The sequence below is a fragment of the Rathayibacter sp. AY1F8 genome (assembly GCF_002932165.1).
Classification (GTDB): domain Bacteria; phylum Actinomycetota; class Actinomycetes; order Actinomycetales; family Microbacteriaceae; genus Rathayibacter.
The window spans coordinates 1-16,848 of the sequence record NZ_PSVB01000009.1 but is presented as its reverse complement, the minus strand read 5'-3'; the positions used below and the strand labels follow the sequence as shown (position 1 = coordinate 16,848).

The following is a 16,848-nucleotide window of genomic DNA, read 5'->3' as shown; positions in this document are numbered from 1 at the left end:
CATCGCCGGGTGAGACTCCCCGGCTCTCCACCACGACGAAGTGAGGGAAGATGCATCCGTTCACCCGGAGACAGCTCATCGCCGCCGGTCTCGGCACCGCGGCACTCGGGAGCCTGACGGCCTGCGCGACACCGGGCACCGTCTCGGTCAACACGGCGCCGACGATCGCCCCGGCCACCGGCCCGGTCCGCCTGCAGTACTGGGGCTGGCTGAAGGACCTGCAGAAGGTCTGCGACGTCTGGAACGCCTCGCACCCCGAGATCCAGGTCGAGGCCGTCTGGATCCCCGGCGGCAACGCGGGCGGGTACCAGAAGCTCTACTCGGCCCTCGCCGCGGGCGGCGGGCCGGACCTCGGCCAGGTCGAGATCCGCTCCGTCCCCGAGTTCATGCTCGTCAACGGCCTGGTCGACCTCACCCGGTACGGCGTCGAGCAGTACCGCGACCTGTACGACCCCACGCTCTGGGGCCAGGTCAGCTACACGGGCGGCGTCTACGGCATCCCTCAGGACAGCGGCCCGATGGCGCTCTTCTACCAGCCCGAGGTGTTCGGGAAGGTGGGTGCGGAACCGCCGACGACCTGGGACGACTGGGCCGCGGTGGCGACGGAGCTGCGCGGAGCCGGCTCCTACATCGACTGCTTCCCGCTCGCCGACGCCTCGGTCTTCGCCGCGTTCGCGACGCAGGCCGGCGCGCAGTGGCTGCGACCGGAGGAGGACGGCTGGGTCATCGACATGACCGACGACGCCACGACGCGCGTCGCCTCCTTCTTCGACACGGCCATCGACCAGGACCTGGTGCAGACCGGCTACGGCGCCTACTCCCCCGCGTGGTTCGCGGCCGCGGCGAAGGGCGGCATCGCCTCCTGCGCCACCGGCAGCTGGGGCGACGCCCTGATCGAGGGGGTCAGCGGAGGCGCGGGCAAGTGGCGCGCGGCTCCCATGCCCGTCTGGGGCGACACCGGCTTCGGCTCGAGCTTCCTCGGCGGATCGACCGCGGCGGTGTTCTCGAGCAGCAAGCACCCGGAGGAGGCGATCGAGTTCGCCGTCTGGATGACCACCACGCAGGAGGGCATCGACGCGATGATCGCCAACAGCGGCATCGGCTGGTCTCCCGCGGTCGGCGAGATCGGCACGGCCCGCAAAGGTCCGAGCGACTTCTTCAGCGGGCAGAACTACAACGAGGACGTCCTCGTGCCCGCATCGAAGGAGCAGAACCCGGACTGGTCCTGGTGGCCCGTCACGCAGCAGTCCTTCAACATCCTCAGCGACGGCTTCCGGAAGAAGGCGTCCGGGCTCTCGCTCGTGGACGCGGTCGCCGAGGCGGAGCAGCAGATCATCACGGTCTTCGAGAACAAGGGCCTGAGCATCAGGAGGGCCTCCGCATGACCACCACGACTTCCCCCGCCGCCGCCGCGGTCGCGGCCACCACGCGGACGCCGGGCGCGCCCCGGCGCAGCCGCGCGGTCGCCCGCGCCCCGTGGATCCTCCTCGGACCCTTCCTGGCCCTGTTCGTCCTCACGTTCATCGTCCCGATCGTCGTCGCCGTCGGCTCCAGCTTCACGAAGGTGACGCGCTCCGGCCTCTTCGGCGAGGCCGGGGTCACCAGCGGGTTCGCGGGCTTCGACAACTACGCGCAGGCCCTCGCCGACGGCAACTTCATCGCCTCCATCGGGCGGATGTTCCTCTTCGGCATCGTCCAGGTGCCGGTGATGATCGCCCTCTGCACCGTCCTCGCGCTGATGCTCGAGTCGGCGTCGGCGAAGTTCCCCGGCTTCTTCCGGGCGGCCTACTTCCTCCCCTACGGAGTGCCCGGAGTGATCGCGACGATCCTGTGGTCGTTCCTCTACGTGCCCGGCCTCAGCCCGCTCATCGACGCGGCGAACGTGGTCGGGCTCCAGCCCGACTTCCTCGGTGCGGACACGGTGCTCTGGTCGATCGCGAACATCTCGCTCTGGAGCTACACCGGCTACAACATGCTGATCATCGTCGCCCAGCTCAAGGCGATCCCGGTCGAGCTCTACGAGGCGGCGAAGGTCGACGGCGCCTCCACCTGGCGCGTCGCCCGCAGCATCCAGCTGCCGCTCATCCGCCCCGCGCTGGTGCTGACGACGATCTTCTCGATCATCGGAACGCTCCAGCTGTTCGCCGAGGCGCAGGTGCTGAAGACGGTCGCTCCGGCGATCGACAGCCAGTACACGCCGAACCTCAGCGCGTACACCACGGCCTTCGCCTACAACGACTACAACGTCGCCGCCGCCCAGGCCGTCCTGATCGCGCTGGTCGCGTTCCTGCTCTCCTTCACGTTCCTCTCGATCTCGAACAGGAGGTCGTCATGAGCCGCACCGAGACCCCGCCGACCACGACCACCGGAGTCGTCACCGCCGACCGCCCCGTGAAGGCCGGACGCGGGCCCGACCGCTCGGCCGGCCGCAACCGCGCCTCGACCATCATCGTCACCGCGATCCTCGTCGTCGTGGCGGTCTACTTCCTCATCCCCGTCTACTGGGTCGTCGTCGCGGCGACCAAGACGACCGAGGACCTCTTCGCCACCTACGGCTTCTGGTTCGCCCCGACGTTCGCGCTCTGGGACAACCTGACGCAGGTGCTGACCTACGGCGACGGCATCTTCGTCCGCTGGTTCCTCAACTCCGTCCTCTACGCCGGAGTGGGCGCCCTGCTCGCGACCTACCTCGCCGCGGCGGGCGGCTACGCGCTGGCCAAGTACGAGTTCCGCGGCAGCAGGCTCGTGTTCGGGACGATCCTCGCGGGCGTCCTGGTGCCGGGCACCGCGACCGCTCTGCCGCTGTTCCTGCTCTTCAGCCAGATGGGAATCGCGAACACCTACTGGAGCGTGCTGATCCCCTCGCTCGTCTCGCCGTTCGGGCTGTTCCTCTGCCGGATCTACGCTCAGGCGACCGTGGACACCGCGATCATCGAGGCGGCGCGCATCGACGGCGCCGGGGAGCTGCGGATCTTCCACACGCTCGGGCTGCGCATCCTGACTCCCGCGCTGGTCACCGTGTTCCTCTTCCAGCTGGTCGGGATCTGGAACAACTACTTCCTGCCCCTGGTGATGCTCTCGGACACGAACCTGTTCCCGATCACACTGGGACTGAACAACTGGCTCGGACAGGTCGACCGCCTGCCCGAGTTCTACGAGCTGACGACCGGCGGCGTCCTGCTGTCGATCATCCCGCTCGCCATCGCCATGATCGTGCTGCAGCGCTTCTGGCGCGGCGGCCTGACGGAAGGCTCCGTGAAGTGACGACTCCCCCGACGACCTCCCACTACCTGACGGACACCGGGCCGGGCTCCGGCCGCCGCCGGGCCCCCCGCTCGTGGCTGCACACCGACGCCCCGGCGCTCCCGCTGGACGGGGAGTGGCGCTTCCGCCTGCTCCCCGCCGCTCCGGGGACCCCGGGCGGCGCCGGCGTGCTGCCGGAGGGCGAGGGCGTGGACGCCGTCGGGGACGAGTCGTTCGACGACTCCGGCTGGGATCTGATGCCGGTGCCCTCGCACTGGGTGCTGCAGGGCGACGGGCGCTACGGACTGCCGGCCTACACGAACGTGCAGTTCCCGTTCCCGACCGAGCCGCCGTTCGTGCCGGACGCGAACCCGACGGGCGACTACCGCCGCACTGTCGTGGTTCCGGAGGAGTGGGACTCCGCCGAGGCGGTCGTCCTGCGCTTCGACGGGGTCGAGTCCCGCTACCGCGTCTGGGTCAACGGCGTCGAGATCGGGATCGGCTCCGGCAGCCGGCTCGCGCAGGAGTTCGACGTCACCGGCGTCGTCCGCCCGGGCGAGAACCTCGTCGTGGTCCGCGTGCACCAGTGGTCGGCCTCGAGCTACGTGGAGGACCAGGACCAGTGGTGGCTGCCGGGGATCTTCCGCTCGGTGCACCTGCTCGCGCGCCCCGTCGGCGGGATCGAGGACGTGTGGCTGCGCTCCTCCTTCGCCGGCGGCGCGGGCCGCATCGAGGCGGAGGTGACCGCCGCGGCCGACGCGTTTCCGCTGACGCTGCGCGTGCCCGGGCTCGGGATCGAGACGGTCTGGGCCTCGGCGGAGGAGATCGCCGCGATCGAGGTGCCCGAGGTCGAGCCGTGGTCGGCGGAGGCTCCGCGCCTCTACGACGCGACGCTCGCCTCCGCCGGCGAGACGGTCTCGCTGCGGCTCGGCTTCCGCACGGTCGAGATCCGCGGCGACCGCTTCCTGGTCAACGGCGAGCGCGTCGTCTTCCACGGAGTCAACCGCCACGAGACGCACCCCGACCGCGGTCGAGCGTTCGACGAGGACTCCGCCCGCGAGGACCTCGCGATGATGAAGCGCTTCAACGTGAACGCCATCCGCACCAGCCACTACCCGCCGCATCCCCGTCTGCTCGACCTCGCCGACGAGCTCGGCTTCTGGGTGGTCCTCGAGTGCGATCTCGAGACCCACGGCTTCGAGCGGGTCGGCTGGGCGGGCAACCCCAGCGACGACCCCGCCTGGCGCGAGGCCTACCTCGACCGCATCGAGCGGACCGTCGAGCGCGACAAGAACCACCCGAGCATCGTGCTCTGGTCCCTCGGCAACGAGGCGGGCACCGGCGCGAACCTCGCCGCGATGTCCGCCTGGGTGCACGGCCGCGACCCCGAGCGCCCCGTCCACTACGAGGGCGACTACACCGGCGCGTACACCGACGTGTACTCGCGGATGTACTCCTCGATCCCCGAGACCGAGCGGATCGGCACCGACGGCTCGCTCACTCCGCTGCTCGGCTGCTCCCCCGGCGAGTCCGCTCGGCAGCGCTCCAAGCCCTTCCTGCTCTGCGAGTACGTGCACGCGATGGGCAACGGCCCGGGAGCGATCGACCAGTACGAGGACCTCGTCGACCGCTTCCCGCGGCTGCACGGCGGCTTCGTCTGGGAGTGGCGCGACCACGGCCTGCGGGCGCGCACGCCGGAGGGCGTCGAGTACTACGCGTACGGCGGCGACTTCGGCGAGGTGGTGCACGACGGCAACTTCGTGATGGACGGCATGGTGCTCTCCGACGGCACGCCCAGCCCGGGCCTGTTCGAGTGGAAGCAGATCGTCGCTCCGGTGCGCCTCACGGTCCGCGGCGACGGCGTCGTCATCGAGAACCGCCGACACGACGCCTCCACCGCCGATCTGCGCTTCGCGTGGCGGGTCGAGCGGGACGGGCGGGTCACCGCGGAGGGAGTGCTCGACGCCCCGGTCATCGCGGCCGGCGACGCCGTGCACGTCGAGCTCCCCCCGCTCGAGGTGCGTCCCGGCGGCGAGACCTGGCTCACCGTCGACGCGGTCCTCGACGCCTCGACCGCCTGGGCGGAGGAGGGCCACGTGCTCTCCACCGGTCAGCACCTCCTCGCCGTGCCGTCGGCGGTGCCCGCGTGGACCCGCGCCGTCCGCGCCGCTCCGCCCCTCGAGGGCGGCGCGCTCGGAGTCGCGCGGTTCCGCGACGGCCGGCTCGCCTCCCTCGCCGGCCTGCCCGTCGACGGACCGCGCGCCGAGCTCTGGCGCGCCCCGACCGACAACGACGAGGGCGCGGGCTTCCCCGGCTACGTCACCGGCGACCCGTACGACGGCGACGGCCGCGGGATGCCGGCCCCCTCCTCCGCCGCCCGCTGGCGCGAGGCCGGACTCGACCGCCTGGTCGGCCGCGTGCAGGAGGTGGACGCCTCCGCCGGGCTCCGCCGCGTGACCCGCTTCTCGGCCGCGGACCTCGATGCGGGACTCCTGATGGAGGAGCGCTGGAGCGTCGACGGGGAGAGCACGGTCCTCCGCGTCGACCTCGTGCCGACCCGGGGCTGGGACTCCGTCTGGCCGCGGCTGGGCATCCGGATCGACATGCCCGCGTCGATCGACGGCGCGGAGTGGTTCGGCACCGGCCCGCTCGAGTCCTACCCCGACAGCCTCCGGGCCGCGCGGGTGGGGCGCTTCACGGCGGACATGGACCGGCTGACGACTCCGTACGCCCGCCCGCAGGAGAGCGGTCACCGCAGCAGCGTGCGCGAGCTGACGCTGACGGAGGCGGGCTCGCCCCGGCTCCGCATCGAAGCCGCGCGCGACCTGCACGGGCGCCTCCCCGGCTTCACCCTGGCGCGGCACACGCCGCAGGAGATCACGGCAGCCGCGCACCCGCACGAGCTGCCGGAGTCGGAGCGCGCGGTCCTCGTGATCGACGCCGCCCAGCACGGCCTGGGCTCCCGCGCGTGCGGTCCGGACGTGTGGCCCGACTTCCAGCTGCGGCCGGAGGCGCGGACGATCCTCCTCCGCTTCACCGCGGCCGGCTGAGCGCCGGGAGAGGACGAGGGAAGGCCCGCGGGATCGCGTCCCGCGGGCCTTCCCTCGTCCTCCGGACGCGTCAGTCGCTCTGCGTGCGCGGCAGCGGTCCGCCGATGAAGAGGTCCGTGTTCATGCGCCGGCGGCGCATCACGACCAGGACGGCCGCGCAGGCGACGAGCGACGCGGCGACCGCGCCGCCGCCGATCATCAGCGCGGTGGTCGGCGTGATGCCGGCCGGTCCCGCCGAGGCGGCCGTGCTGAGGAAGGCGGTGCGCGCGGCGCTGATCGCGGTGCCGCAGACCTGCTGCGCCTCCCACGGTGCGGCCGTGGTGTCGCTGTCACGGTAGGAGACGGTCACAGCTGCCGTGCGGTGCGACTCGCGGCCGAAGGCGACGACGCAGTAGACGGAGGGGTCGGGGTCGGCGATGACCGCGTCGCCCAGCGCCAGCTCTGCCCAGCCGATGGAGTCGGACTGCACGGCGACGTCGCCGGCGGCCAGGTCGGCGCGGGCCCCGGAGGTCTCGAAGGCGCCCACGGCGACCTCCTCGTCGGCGTCGAAGCCCCAGACGGCGCCGCGGGGCGCCTCGGTGCTGCCGTCGCCGAGCTCGCGCGGCTCGAGCAGGAGGCCGTTGCCGGTGGAGGGCGCGAGCCGGAAGACGACCTTGGCGGCGGAGCCCTGGTCGCCCGTGAGGTCGACCGTGAAGGCGCCCGACTTGGTGATCAGCGCGGTCGGCACGGTCGCGGTGCCACTCCCCGCCTCGAGGGTCAGCGGGGTCTTGGTGCCGTTCGGGTCGCGGAGGACCGCCGAGACGGCCTCGCCGCTCGCGAAGCCGGTGTACGAGAAGCCGACGCCGTAGAAGCGGGCGAGCTCGACGGTGAGCGCCTCCGGCTGGACGGCGAGCTCGCGGGTGAGGAAGACGTCCGCGGTCGCGGCACCGGCCGCCGGCTTCGCGCCCTCGGTCGAGGTGCCGAGCTCGGTGCGTCCGGGGGCCGACGCCGCCGGAGTGACGGCGCCCGCACCGGAGGAGCCGGCGGTGCCGGACGTGGTGGTGCCGGTTGTGGTGCCGCCGCCGGAGGTGCCGCCGGACGTCGCTCCGCCGGTGGTGCCGCCGCCGGAGCCGGAGCCGCCGGAGGACGATCCGCCGCCGGTGGAGGGCTGACCGCCGCCGGAGCCGCCCTGCTGGCCGCCGCCGGTCGATCCACCGCCGGTCGATCCACCGCCGGTCGATCCACCGCCGGTGGATCCGCCGCCGGTGGATCCGCCGCCGGTGGAGGGCTGGCTCGGCTGCTGGGGCGCGGGGTCGACCGGTGCCGGATCGACCGGCGCGGGGTCCACGGGCGCGGGGTCGACGGGAGCGGGCTGCTCGGGTTCTGCCGGCTCCTCGGGCACTCCGGGAACGGACGGCTCCTCGGGGACGCCGGGAACGGGGTCGGAGCCGCCGTCGCCCGGCTGCTCGGGATCCTCCGGCACGCCGGGGATGGTCGTCGCGGCCGGCTGCTCGACCGTGGTCGAGACCGTCGAGGCGGAGGGGGCCGCGACGGCCGCTCCGGGGAGGGCCAGGCCGAGCACGAGCGCCGCGAGAGCGGCGGCGGGCAGGGCGAGTCGGCGGGATGACGGCATGGCGGTTCCTTCCTCCACGGGCGACGATCTGCGTCCGCGCACGGAGGAGCGCACTCCCCCCTCACGAGGGTAAGGGCGAGAGGCGAGCTTTCGCGAGCCGTCCCGTCCCCCGTCAGAGGGACGTCGCGGTCGTGCTTCCGTCCGGACGGCCCGGTCGAAGCTCACCCGCGATCGAGGAGGGCCCGCCGGAGCCGCGCGGGATCGACCCGCCAGAAGGTGTGCACGCGCCCGTCGATCAGCACCACCGGGATCTCCTCGACGAAGCGCTCGTGCAGCTCGGGATCGTCGAGGATCGACACCTCCGAGACGGCGACCGACGCCTCGCCGCCCAGATCGGCGACCACCTGCTCGACCACGGTCCGCGCGTCGTCGCAGAGATGACAGCCCGGCTTGCCCACGAGCGTCAGCTCCACGTCCACCATGCGGTCAGTGTACGGCGGCCCCGGCGACGGGCGCCGAGACGGCGAGCGCCACCGGGATGATCCGTGAACGCAGACGAGCGCCCGACCCCGGAAGGGCGGACGCTCGAGTGGGAAGAGGCGCGAGCCTACTTCTTGTTGCGACGCTGGTGGCGAGTCTTGCGAAGCAGCTTGCGGTGCTTCTTCTTCGCCATACGCTTGCGACGCTTCTTGATGACAGAACCCACGAAGACCTCACAACGTTCAGGGGGTCGACCGCCCGACGGGCGGCCGCTTACGAAAAACTGGCTCCCGCGAGCTTACACGACCCGGGGCTCCACCGTTTCCGGCTCCTCGGCGCCCCTCACTTGCGGATGCGCAGCGCCTCCGCGACCTTCGTCGCTCCCTCGCTGACGCCCCGCTGGATGTCCTGCACCACGGTGCTGACCTGGTGGGTGCGCTCGGCGAGCGCCCGGCCCAGCGACTCCGCCCGGGCCGCGGTCGGAGCGTCGAGCAGGGCGCCGGCCGCCTCGTCCTCGGCGAGGAAGGGCAGCAGCCAGTCCTCGACCTCCGCCAGCGGCGCGTACTCGAGCGCGTAGAAGCGGTGCTGTCCGCTCTCGCGCACCGTGACGAGGCCGGTCTCGCGCAGCACCTTGAGGTGCTTGGAGACGGTCGGCTGGCTCAGCTCGAGGCGCGCCACGATCCGCGACACGCTCATGCCCTCGGCCGAGCCGTCCCGCCGCTGCTCGAGCAGCAGGGCGAGGATGTCCCGGCGGGTCCCGTCCGCGATCACCCCGAAGATGTCAGCCATGCGCCCAGGCTAGTCAGCGCCCCGAGAGCCCGGCACCGAGCGGGTAGCATGGCCGCGATCGAGTGGAGGATCCGCCGTGGTGGTTCGGCAGCAGTTCCGCAGCCCCGTGGGCGTCTCGCCCGTCTCCCCCTGGTCGGGTTTCGAGCGGGCCCGCGACCTCATCGACGACTTCGCCGGACGCTCGCCGTCCCGCTTCGCGATCCTCATCTTCTCGGCGCTCGTGCTCGTGTTCACCCTGCTGTTCTCGCTGCCGGTGTCGAGCACCACGGGCACCGTCACTCCGCTGCACGACGCCTTCTTCACCGCGATGTCGGTGATCTGCGTGACCGGCCTCGCGACGGTCGACATGGCGACGCACTGGTCGGCGTTCGGCCACTCGATCATCTTCGTCGGCGTGAACATCGGCGCTCTGGGAGTGCTGACGCTCGCCTCGATCATGGGCCTGGCGATCTCGCGCCGCCTCGGGCTCCGGGCGAAGCTCATGGTCGCCAGCGACTCGAACCCTCTGCGGATCCACTCCGGCCCCGTCGCCGAGGGCCAGGCCGTGCGCCTGGGCGAGATCGGCGGGCTGCTCGCCACCGTCGCGATCAGCGCCGCCGCGATCGAGATCATCGTCGCGCTCCTGCTGTTCCCGCGGATGCTGATCGACGGGATCCCGATCGGCGAGGCCGTCTGGCACTCCTTCTACTACTCCGCGATGGCGTTCACGAACACCGGCTTCGCCCCGAACGCCGCGGGACTCACCCCGTTCGAGGACGACTACTGGTTCCTCGGCATCCTGATGCTCGGCGTCTTCCTCGGCTCGATCGGCTTCCCCGTCATCTACGCCTTCTCCCGCGGCTGGCGGCGCCCGCGCAAGTGGTCGGTGCACGTGAAGCTGACGCTGGTCACCTCCGTGATCCTGCTCGTCGCCGGGGCCGTCCTCTACATCGTGCTCGAGTTCGACAATCCGAGGACCTTCGGCAGCCTCGATGCGGGAGACACCGTCTTCCAGTCCTTCTTCCTCTCGACGATGACGCGGTCGGGCGGCTTCTCGACGATCTCGGTCCCCGACCTCAACGGCTCGAGCCTGCTCGTGACGGACATGCTGATGTTCATCGGCGGAGGATCGGCCTCCACGGCGGGCGGGATCAAGGTCACGACCCTCGCGATCCTGTTCCTGGCCGCCTTCGCCGAGGCCCGAGGCAACAACGACATGGAGGCGTTCGGCCGCCGGATCCCGAACGACGTCCTGCGCCTGGCCGTCTCGGTCGTGCTGTGGGGCGCGACGACGGTCGCCGTGTCGAGCGTCCTGATCCTGCACATCACCGAGGCCTCGCTCGACCACGTGCTCTTCGACGTGATCTCGGCCTTCGCGACCTCCGGGCTCTCGACGGGGCTCACCGCGGAGCTGCCGCCGTCCGGGGTCTACATCCTGGCGCTGACGATGTTCATGGGCCGCGTTGGTACCGTGACTCTCGCCGCCGCGCTCGCCGCGAGCCAGCGGAGGCAGTTGTTCAGACGACCGGAAGAGAGGCCCATCGTTGGTTGACCGCATCAGGTACGACGCCCCGGTGCTGGTGATCGGCCTCGGGCGCTTCGGAGCCGCCACGGCCGGCCAGCTCGACCGCCTCGACCGCGAGGTCCTCGCCATCGACGCCGACGCCGGTCTCGTGCAGAAGTGGTCGGAGCGGGTCACCCACGCGGTGCAGGCCGACGCCCGCTCGCTCGACGCCCTCGCGCAGATCGGCGCGCAGGACTTCCAGGTCGCCGTCGTCGCGGTCGGCTCCTCCATCGAGGCGTCCGTGCTGATCACCGCGAACCTCGTCGACCTCAAGATCCCGCAGATCTGGGCGAAGGCGATCTCGCGCTCGCACGGCAAGATCCTCGAGCGGATCGGCGCGAACCACGTGATCTACCCCGAGGCGGAGGCGGGCGAGCGCGTCGCGCACCTGGTCTCGGGCCGCATGCTCGACTTCATCGAGTTCGACGACGACTTCGTGCTCGCGAAGATGTACCCGCCCAAGCCGATCCGGGGGCTGACGCTCACGGAGTCGGGCGTGCGCCGCAAGCACCGCGTGACCGTCGTCGGCGTCAAGAGCCCGGGCAAGCCCTTCACCTACGCGACCGAGCAGACCGTCGTCTCGAACCACGACCTCATCGTGGTCAGCGGCACCCCCAGCGACATCGAGCGCTTCGCGGCCCTCGGCTCCTGACCCGCGCCCCCTCCCTCCTCCTCCTCTGCGGGATGCCGCTCCGGTACGCCCGCTCCGGCGTGTCGCGTACCCGAGCGGCGTCTCGCGGAGAGGAGGGCGGAGTCAGGAGGCGGCGAGCTCGCGGGCGCGGGCCAGCGCGGCGTCGGTCGCCCGCGTGAAGAGGGCGGCGAGGTCGGCCTCCTGCAGGACCGCGACGGCCCGCTCGGTGGTGCCCTTCGGGCTCGTGACCCGCCGGCGCAGCTCCGCGGGCTCCTCGCCGGAGTCCGCGAGCAGCTCGGCCGCGCCGCGGAACGTGCCGACCACCATCGTCGACGCCTGCTCCGGGGTGAAGCCCTTCGCGACAGCGGCCGCGATGAGCTCCTCGATCAGCAGGAACACGTAGGCGGGCCCCGAGCCGGAGATCGTCGAGAGCGCATCGAGCTGCGACTCCGGCACCTCGACCACCTCGCCGACCGTCTCGAACAGGCGGCGCACGAGCGCCAGGTCCTCGTCGCCGGACCGCGTGCCCGCGCTGAGGCCGGTGACGGCGCGGCCCACGACCGCGGGAGTGTTCGGCATCGAGCGGAGCACGGCGACGGACGCGGGCAGGTGCCGCTCGAACGTGGCCGCGGTCACGCCGGCGGCGACGGAGACGACGACCGCGCCCGAGGCGAGCGCATCGGCGATCTCGTCGAGCAGGTCCGGCACCATGTGCGGCTTGACGGCCACGAGCACGATCGCCGCGCCCTCGACCGCGCGCCGGTTGGCCTCCGGGTCGTCCGCGGTGGCGAAGGCGGTGACCACCGGGTGGCCGTCCCACGCGGCGGCCTTCGCGGAGTCGCGGTTGGTCACCCGCACGCCCCCCTCGACGCGCACGCCGGGAGCCAGCAGGCCCTGGAGGATCGCACCCCCCATCGAGCCGAGGCCGAGGACGGCGATGGACGGGAGCAGGACGGGCGCATCGGTCACGCCGCTCATCCTACGAAGAGCCCGCGGCAAGGGGGTCCGGGTGCGGTCCGGCGCCTCGTAGGATGGCCCGACCATCCAGCGGCGAGCCCGAGGAGACCACGTGAGCGCATCCGAAGGCGGCACCGCGATCATCGCGGCGCTCGCGGCCAACCTCGGCATCGCCCTGACGAAGTTCGTCGCCTGGTTCTTCTCCGGATCGGCCTCCATGCTCGCCGAGGGCGTGCACTCGCTCGCCGACTCCGGCAATCAGCTGCTCCTGCTGCTCGGCGGCCGCAAGTCGCGGAAGGCCGCCGACGAGGAGCACCCGTTCGGCTACGGGCGAGAGCGCTACGTCTACGCCTTCGTGGTGTCGATCATCCTGTTCTCCGTCGGCGGCGTCTTCTCGTTCTACGAGGGCATCGAGAAGATCGCCGAGCCGCACGAGCTCGAGAACGCCTGGCTGCCGATCCTGGTCCTCGTGATCTCGATCTGCCTCGAGGGCTACTCGCTGCGCACCGGAGTGAAGGAGTCGAACCGGGTCCGCGGCTCGCAGTCCTGGTTGCAGTTCATCCGCCGGGCGAAGGCGCCGGAGCTGCCGGTCGTGCTCCTCGAGGACGTCGCCGCGCTCACCGGTCTGACGTTCGCGCTGCTCGGAGTCGGGCTGACCGTGATCACCGGCGACTCGGTCTACGACGCGATCGGAACGATCATGATCGGCACCCTGCTGATCGTGGTGGCGATCGTGCTGGGCGTCGAGACGAAGAGCCTGCTGGTCGGCGAGGGGGCGACCCCCGCCGACGCCGCCTCGATCCGCGCCGCGCTCGAGGCCGGGCGCGACGTCGAGCGCGTCATCCACATGCGCACCCTCTACCTCGGGCCGGACGAGATCCTCGTGGCCGCGAAGCTCGCCTTCCCGGCCGCCGAGACCCTCGAGCACGTGGCCGCCGGGATCGACGCGGCGGAGAGGCGGATCCGCGAGGCCGTTCCCGCCGCCACCACGATCTACCTCGAGCCCGACGTCGACCGTGGACGCGCAGGATCGGCGGCGGCCCGTCCGGCCGTGACGGAGGCGGAAGGGACGGCCGCCGCGGCCGCTCCGGCCGCCTCCGCTCCGCCCGCCGCCTCCCCGCCGGCCGCGCCGCAGGGGAGCGCCTGAGATGCGCCGGGCCCTGGCGATCGTCAACGAGCGCGGTGCCGGGCTCGGCGCGCTCGAGCCGATGCTGACCGAGCGGGGGTTCGCCGTCGACGCCGTCGCAGGGACGGACCTCGACGCGATCGACATCCTCGCCCCCGACCTCGTCGTCACGCTCGGCTCCAGCGCCGGCGTCTACGAGACCTCGCGGCACCCCTTCATCAGCCCCGAGATCGCGCTCCTGCAGGACCGGATGCACCACCGCCGTCCCACGCTCGGCGTCTGCTTCGGAGCGCAGCTGATCGCGACCGCCCTGGGCGAGTCCGTCCATCCCGGATCGGCCCGCGAGGTCGGCTTCCGCCCGGTCGTGCTCACGGAGGAGGGCGCCGGCTCCCCGCTCCGGCACCTCGCCGGCGTCGACGTGATGCAGTGGCACGGCGACACCTTCGCGCTGCCGAGCGGAGCAGCGCTGCTGGCGTCGTCGCCGGCGGGCGAGGTGCAGGCGTTCGCCGTGGAGGACTGGCTCCTCGGCGTGCAGTTCCACCCCGAGCTGACCGGCACGATGGCCGCGCAGTGGCTCGAGGGCGACGGGGAGTGGGCAGGAGCGGCGGGCTACGACGCCGCCGTGCTCGCCGACGACGTCGCGGCGGAGCGCTTCGAGCGGATGCACGCGGCGACGCGGCTCGCGCTGACGGAGTGGCTGGGCGCTCCGAGCTGAGGGTTCGGCGGCGGTCGGCGTCAGCGGCGGTCGGCGTCAGCGGCGGTCGGCGAAGAAGTCGAGCAGGAGCCGCGAGCACTCCGCGGCGCGGACCCCGGGGTACACCTCGACCACGTGGTTGTGCCGGCGGTCGCGGAGGAGGTCGTGCACGGATCCGGAGGCGCCCGCCTTCTCGTCCCACGCACCGAAGACGACGCGGTCGATCCGCGCCGCCAGGATCGCTCCGGCGCAGAGCACGCACGGCTCGAGCGTGACCACCAGCGTGCAGCCCTCGAGATGCCAGTCGCCGCGGGCCTCGGCCGCCGCGCGGATCGCGACCACCTCGGCGTGCGCCGTCGGATCCCGCCGCAGCTCGCGCTCGTTGCGCCCCAGCCCGAGCACCGCACCCTCCGAGTCGAGGACCACCGCGCCCACGGGGACGTCGCCCCAGCCCGCGGCCCGCCGCGCCTCGTCGAGCGCCAGGCCCATCCACTCCTCGGAGCGGCGGGGGACGCGGAGATCGCTGTCGCGCATCGCTCCCCCTCCTGCGGCGGCCCGCTGCGGCCGGTGGGGCGCCGCTCCGGCCAGTAGATTGAGCTTATGCGCGTCCACGTAGCCGACCACCCGCTGATCACCCACAAGCTCACCGTGCTGCGTGACAAGCGCACCCCCTCCCCCACCTTCCGGCAGCTCGCCGAGGAGCTGATGACGCTCCTCGCCTACGAGGCCACCCGCGGCGTCCGCACCCGCACCGTCACCATCGAGACCCCCGTGACGCAGACCACCGGCCTCGCGCTCAGCGACCCGCAGCCGCTGGTCGTCCCGATCCTCCGGGCCGGCCTCGGGATGCTCGAGGGCATGGTCAAGCTCATCCCGACCGCCGAGGTCGGCTTCCTGGGCATGGCACGCAACGAGGAGACGCTCGAGCCGACCACGTACGCGGAGCGCCTGCCCGACGACCTGTCGAACCGCCAGTGCTTCGTCCTCGACCCGATGCTCGCGACCGGCGGCTCGCTCGTCGCGGCCATCCAGTTCCTCTTCGACCGGGGAGCGGTCGACGTCACCGCCGTCTGCCTGCTCGCCGCCCCCGAGGGCCTGGCCGCCGTCGAGAAGGCCTTCGGCGACCGCGACGTGACCATCGTCCTCGGCTCCCTCGACGAGAAGCTCAACGAGCTCGGCTACATCGTCCCCGGCCTCGGCGACGCGGGCGACCGCCTCTACGGCCTCGCGGGCTGAGCCCGCCGGCCCCCGGACGAGCGGGCCTTCCGTCGCGCCCCGGAACAGGAAGCCCCGCTGAGCCGTGCCGGTCGGCCGGCGCAGCGAGGGTCTCGACAGCCCCCACCGCGACCGTCCGGCAAAGCCCATCCTGCGGATCGAGCAGCCCGCGCAGCGGGCGCATCGAGGTCCCCAATCACGGCGCGCGCCTCCTCCCGAGCACCGGAACCACCCCCGACGCGCCGTCCATCCCCACGGAAGTGTTGACGCCGTGCACCGGCCTCCGCTTTACTGGCGGACATGACTGACACCCTGCACGCCCCGACCTCCCTCGAGGCCATCGGGAATGCCGGCATGATGATGGCCGGTGGCCCCGTCATGTGCTGTCGAATGTGTGCATGAGGAACTGACCTCGCCGGATCCCCGCACCGCCTCCGCCCGCTGATCGTCACGATCGGCTGAGCGTCCGAGGCGCGGACGATCCCCTGGATGCCCCGCATCCGTCTCTGCCGCCACCGCGCACCGCGGGCCGGCTCGATCGCGCACACCCGGATCCGCTCCCTCGGACACTCGTCCCGGATCCGACCAGCCAAGGACTCGTCATGACCCTCCTCCACACCCGCACCGCCACCGCCACCACCCCCACCGAGGCGCCCCGCCTCCAGCCGGTCGCCGACGCCGCGCCCGCAGCGCCCCGCCTCCGCGCCGTCCCCCAGGGCACCGAGGCCCGCGGCTTCGCCCTCTACGTCGGCATCGACGAGGCCAAGGCCCGTGCCGCCGGAGTCGACCTCGGCCGCCTGGTCGAGGAGCTCAAGCGCGTCACGGCGCAGCTCGCCCCCGACGCCGAGACCTACGCCTCCGTCGCCCTCGCCCCGCAGGGCGCCGGCGGCCGCGACGTGGACGTGGTCCGCCTCGCGCTGCAGGACCCGGCCGCCGTCGCCAAGCGCCGCTCCGACGCCGAGCCCGATCCCGACCGTGCACCCGGCGGCGTCGTCATCGACATCTCCCGCAAGCGCGTCATCCTCGACGAGGAGACCACCCCCCTCACCTACAAGGAGTTCGAGCTCCTCCAGTACCTCGTGCTCCGCGAGGGCCGCACCATCGAGCGCGCCGAGCTCATCGCCTCGCTCTGGGGCGCCGCGGACGACGACGCGCCGAACGAGCGCACCATCGACGTCCACGTCCGCCGCCTCCGCGCCAAGCTCGGCCGCTACGAGGAGATCGTGCGCACCGTCCGCGGAGTCGGCTACCGCTTCGACCGCCACGCCGACGTCGCCATCCGCTACGCGTCGACGCCGTCGCCGGATCTGTTCTGAACCGTGAGGAGAGCGCTTGCGCTCTCCTCACCGCGGTCGGCTTCGCGAGGGGTCGCGATTCGGAGAGCGGGTCGCGACCGGCTAGCGGGAAACGCTGACACGCGTTTCCCGCGTTCGCCTCGAGGGCGGAACGTCCTCTCGACCTCCGGAGATGTGCGCGCACCGCCCCTACCCTGGAAAGGGCTGCTCGGCGGCCTGCTGTGTGGCCGAGGCCGTGGGGGGCGGGGCGCGCCTCGCGGGGCAGGACGACGG

At 72.4% G+C, this 16,848-nt stretch carries 16 protein-coding genes; 10 read left to right on the top strand and 6 right to left on the bottom strand.

Annotation, left to right across the window (positions count from 1 at the left end; all coding sequences use genetic code 11):
• Positions 1-50: 50 nt before the first annotated feature.
• From C5C35_RS08530 to C5C35_RS08515, 4 genes are read left to right on the top strand one after another with little or no spacing between them, the layout of a single operon-like run.
• The gene (locus tag C5C35_RS08530) at positions 51-1,385 is read left to right on the top strand and encodes an ABC transporter substrate-binding protein (protein WP_104224859.1); all 1,335 of its coding nucleotides are present in this window, start codon (positions 51-53) and stop codon (positions 1,383-1,385) included.
• Positions 1,382-2,335, top strand: a complete 954-nt coding sequence (locus C5C35_RS08525) for a carbohydrate ABC transporter permease (protein WP_104225918.1) — start codon at positions 1,382-1,384, stop codon at positions 2,333-2,335. The genes C5C35_RS08530 and C5C35_RS08525 overlap by 4 nt, the downstream gene beginning before the upstream one ends.
• Positions 2,332-3,264 carry a carbohydrate ABC transporter permease gene (locus C5C35_RS08520; RefSeq protein WP_104225919.1) on the top strand — a complete coding sequence of 311 codons (933 nt, stop codon included), beginning with the start codon at positions 2,332-2,334 and terminating at the stop codon, positions 3,262-3,264. Before C5C35_RS08525 ends, C5C35_RS08520 begins: the two co-directional genes overlap by 4 nt.
• The gene (locus C5C35_RS08515) at positions 3,261-6,293 is read left to right on the top strand and encodes a glycoside hydrolase family 2 TIM barrel-domain containing protein (protein WP_219814156.1); all 3,033 of its coding nucleotides are present in this window, start codon (positions 3,261-3,263) and stop codon (positions 6,291-6,293) included. Before C5C35_RS08520 ends, C5C35_RS08515 begins: the two co-directional genes overlap by 4 nt.
• A gap of 70 nt (positions 6,294-6,363) precedes the next feature.
• On the opposite strand, the gene C5C35_RS08510 is transcribed toward C5C35_RS08515, so the two are convergent.
• The 4 genes from C5C35_RS08510 to C5C35_RS08495 form a co-directional block, all read right to left on the bottom strand.
• Positions 6,364-7,905 (bottom strand): hypothetical protein, encoded by a 1,542-nt coding sequence (locus C5C35_RS08510; RefSeq protein ID WP_104262950.1) that lies wholly within the window; start codon positions 7,903-7,905, stop codon positions 6,364-6,366.
• A gap of 161 nt (positions 7,906-8,066) precedes the next feature.
• On the bottom strand, positions 8,067-8,327 hold the full coding sequence (locus tag C5C35_RS08505) for a glutaredoxin family protein (RefSeq protein ID WP_104224855.1): 261 nt from the start codon (positions 8,325-8,327) through the stop codon (positions 8,067-8,069).
• 125 nt (positions 8,328-8,452) lie between these two features.
• The gene (locus C5C35_RS08500; protein WP_003792170.1) at positions 8,453-8,551 is read right to left on the bottom strand and encodes a 30S ribosomal protein bS22; all 99 of its coding nucleotides are present in this window, start codon (positions 8,549-8,551) and stop codon (positions 8,453-8,455) included.
• 116 nt (positions 8,552-8,667) lie between these two features.
• Positions 8,668-9,114 carry a helix-turn-helix transcriptional regulator gene (locus tag C5C35_RS08495; protein ID WP_104224854.1) on the bottom strand — a complete coding sequence of 149 codons (447 nt, stop codon included), beginning with the start codon at positions 9,112-9,114 and terminating at the stop codon, positions 8,668-8,670.
• A gap of 160 nt (positions 9,115-9,274) precedes the next feature.
• Between C5C35_RS08495 and C5C35_RS08490 the strand changes: the two genes are divergently transcribed.
• Both C5C35_RS08490 and C5C35_RS08485 read left to right on the top strand, forming a co-directional pair.
• The gene (locus tag C5C35_RS08490) at positions 9,275-10,645 is read left to right on the top strand and encodes a TrkH family potassium uptake protein (RefSeq protein WP_258062896.1); all 1,371 of its coding nucleotides are present in this window, start codon (positions 9,275-9,277) and stop codon (positions 10,643-10,645) included.
• A complete protein-coding gene (locus C5C35_RS08485; protein ID WP_068255410.1) occupies positions 10,638-11,309 on the top strand; it encodes a TrkA family potassium uptake protein in 672 nt (223 codons plus the stop codon). Before C5C35_RS08490 ends, C5C35_RS08485 begins: the two co-directional genes overlap by 8 nt.
• Positions 11,310-11,411: 102 nt before the next feature.
• Here C5C35_RS08485 and proC read toward each other — a convergent pair whose 3' ends face one another.
• Positions 11,412-12,266 (bottom strand): pyrroline-5-carboxylate reductase, encoded by an 855-nt coding sequence (gene proC, locus C5C35_RS08480; RefSeq protein WP_104262949.1) that lies wholly within the window; start codon positions 12,264-12,266, stop codon positions 11,412-11,414.
• Positions 12,267-12,357: 91 nt separating this feature from the next.
• On the opposite strand from proC, the gene C5C35_RS08475 reads away from it, so the two are divergent.
• Positions 12,358-13,392, top strand: a complete 1,035-nt coding sequence (locus tag C5C35_RS08475) for a cation diffusion facilitator family transporter (protein WP_104262948.1) — start codon at positions 12,358-12,360, stop codon at positions 13,390-13,392.
• A 1-nt stretch (position 13,393) separates the two neighbouring features.
• On the top strand, positions 13,394-14,086 hold the full coding sequence (locus tag C5C35_RS08470; protein ID WP_104261460.1) for a gamma-glutamyl-gamma-aminobutyrate hydrolase family protein: 693 nt from the start codon (positions 13,394-13,396) through the stop codon (positions 14,084-14,086).
• A 36-nt stretch (positions 14,087-14,122) separates the two neighbouring features.
• On the opposite strand, the gene C5C35_RS08465 is transcribed toward C5C35_RS08470, so the two are convergent.
• Positions 14,123-14,599, bottom strand: coding sequence for a nucleoside deaminase (locus C5C35_RS08465; protein WP_219812140.1), 477 nt, complete (start codon positions 14,597-14,599; stop codon positions 14,123-14,125).
• Between the two features lie 66 nt (positions 14,600-14,665).
• On the opposite strand from C5C35_RS08465, the gene upp reads away from it, so the two are divergent.
• Together upp and C5C35_RS08455 are read left to right on the top strand one after the other, a co-directional pair.
• Positions 14,666-15,301, top strand: a complete 636-nt coding sequence (gene upp / locus C5C35_RS08460; protein ID WP_104224850.1) for a uracil phosphoribosyltransferase — start codon at positions 14,666-14,668, stop codon at positions 15,299-15,301.
• A 581-nt stretch (positions 15,302-15,882) separates the two neighbouring features.
• Positions 15,883-16,596, top strand: coding sequence for a winged helix-turn-helix domain-containing protein (locus C5C35_RS08455; protein WP_104262947.1), 714 nt, complete (start codon positions 15,883-15,885; stop codon positions 16,594-16,596).
• The last annotated feature ends 252 nt before the right edge of the window (positions 16,597-16,848 follow it).

Bases quoted from the DNA above. Each gene is read 5' to 3' on its own strand.
- C5C35_RS08530 (WP_104224859.1), top strand. From the start codon at position 51: ATGCATCCGTTCACCCGGAGACAGCTCATCGCCGCCGGTCTCGGCACC.
- C5C35_RS08525 (WP_104225918.1), top strand. From the start codon at position 1,382: ATGACCACCACGACTTCCCCCGCCGCCGCCGCGGTCGCGGCCACCACG.
- C5C35_RS08520 (WP_104225919.1), top strand. From the start codon at position 2,332: ATGAGCCGCACCGAGACCCCGCCGACCACGACCACCGGAGTCGTCACC.
- C5C35_RS08510 (WP_104262950.1), bottom strand. From the start codon at position 7,905: ATGCCGTCATCCCGCCGACTCGCCCTGCCCGCCGCCGCTCTCGCGGCG.
- C5C35_RS08505 (WP_104224855.1), bottom strand. From the start codon at position 8,327: ATGGTGGACGTGGAGCTGACGCTCGTGGGCAAGCCGGGCTGTCATCTC.
- C5C35_RS08495 (WP_104224854.1), bottom strand. From the start codon at position 9,114: ATGGCTGACATCTTCGGGGTGATCGCGGACGGGACCCGCCGGGACATC.
- proC (WP_104262949.1), bottom strand. From the start codon at position 12,266: ATGAGCGGCGTGACCGATGCGCCCGTCCTGCTCCCGTCCATCGCCGTC.
- C5C35_RS08470 (WP_104261460.1), top strand. From the start codon at position 13,394: ATGCGCCGGGCCCTGGCGATCGTCAACGAGCGCGGTGCCGGGCTCGGC.
- C5C35_RS08465 (WP_219812140.1), bottom strand. From the start codon at position 14,599: ATGCGCGACAGCGATCTCCGCGTCCCCCGCCGCTCCGAGGAGTGGATG.
- upp (WP_104224850.1), top strand. From the start codon at position 14,666: ATGCGCGTCCACGTAGCCGACCACCCGCTGATCACCCACAAGCTCACC.
- C5C35_RS08455 (WP_104262947.1), top strand. From the start codon at position 15,883: ATGACCCTCCTCCACACCCGCACCGCCACCGCCACCACCCCCACCGAG.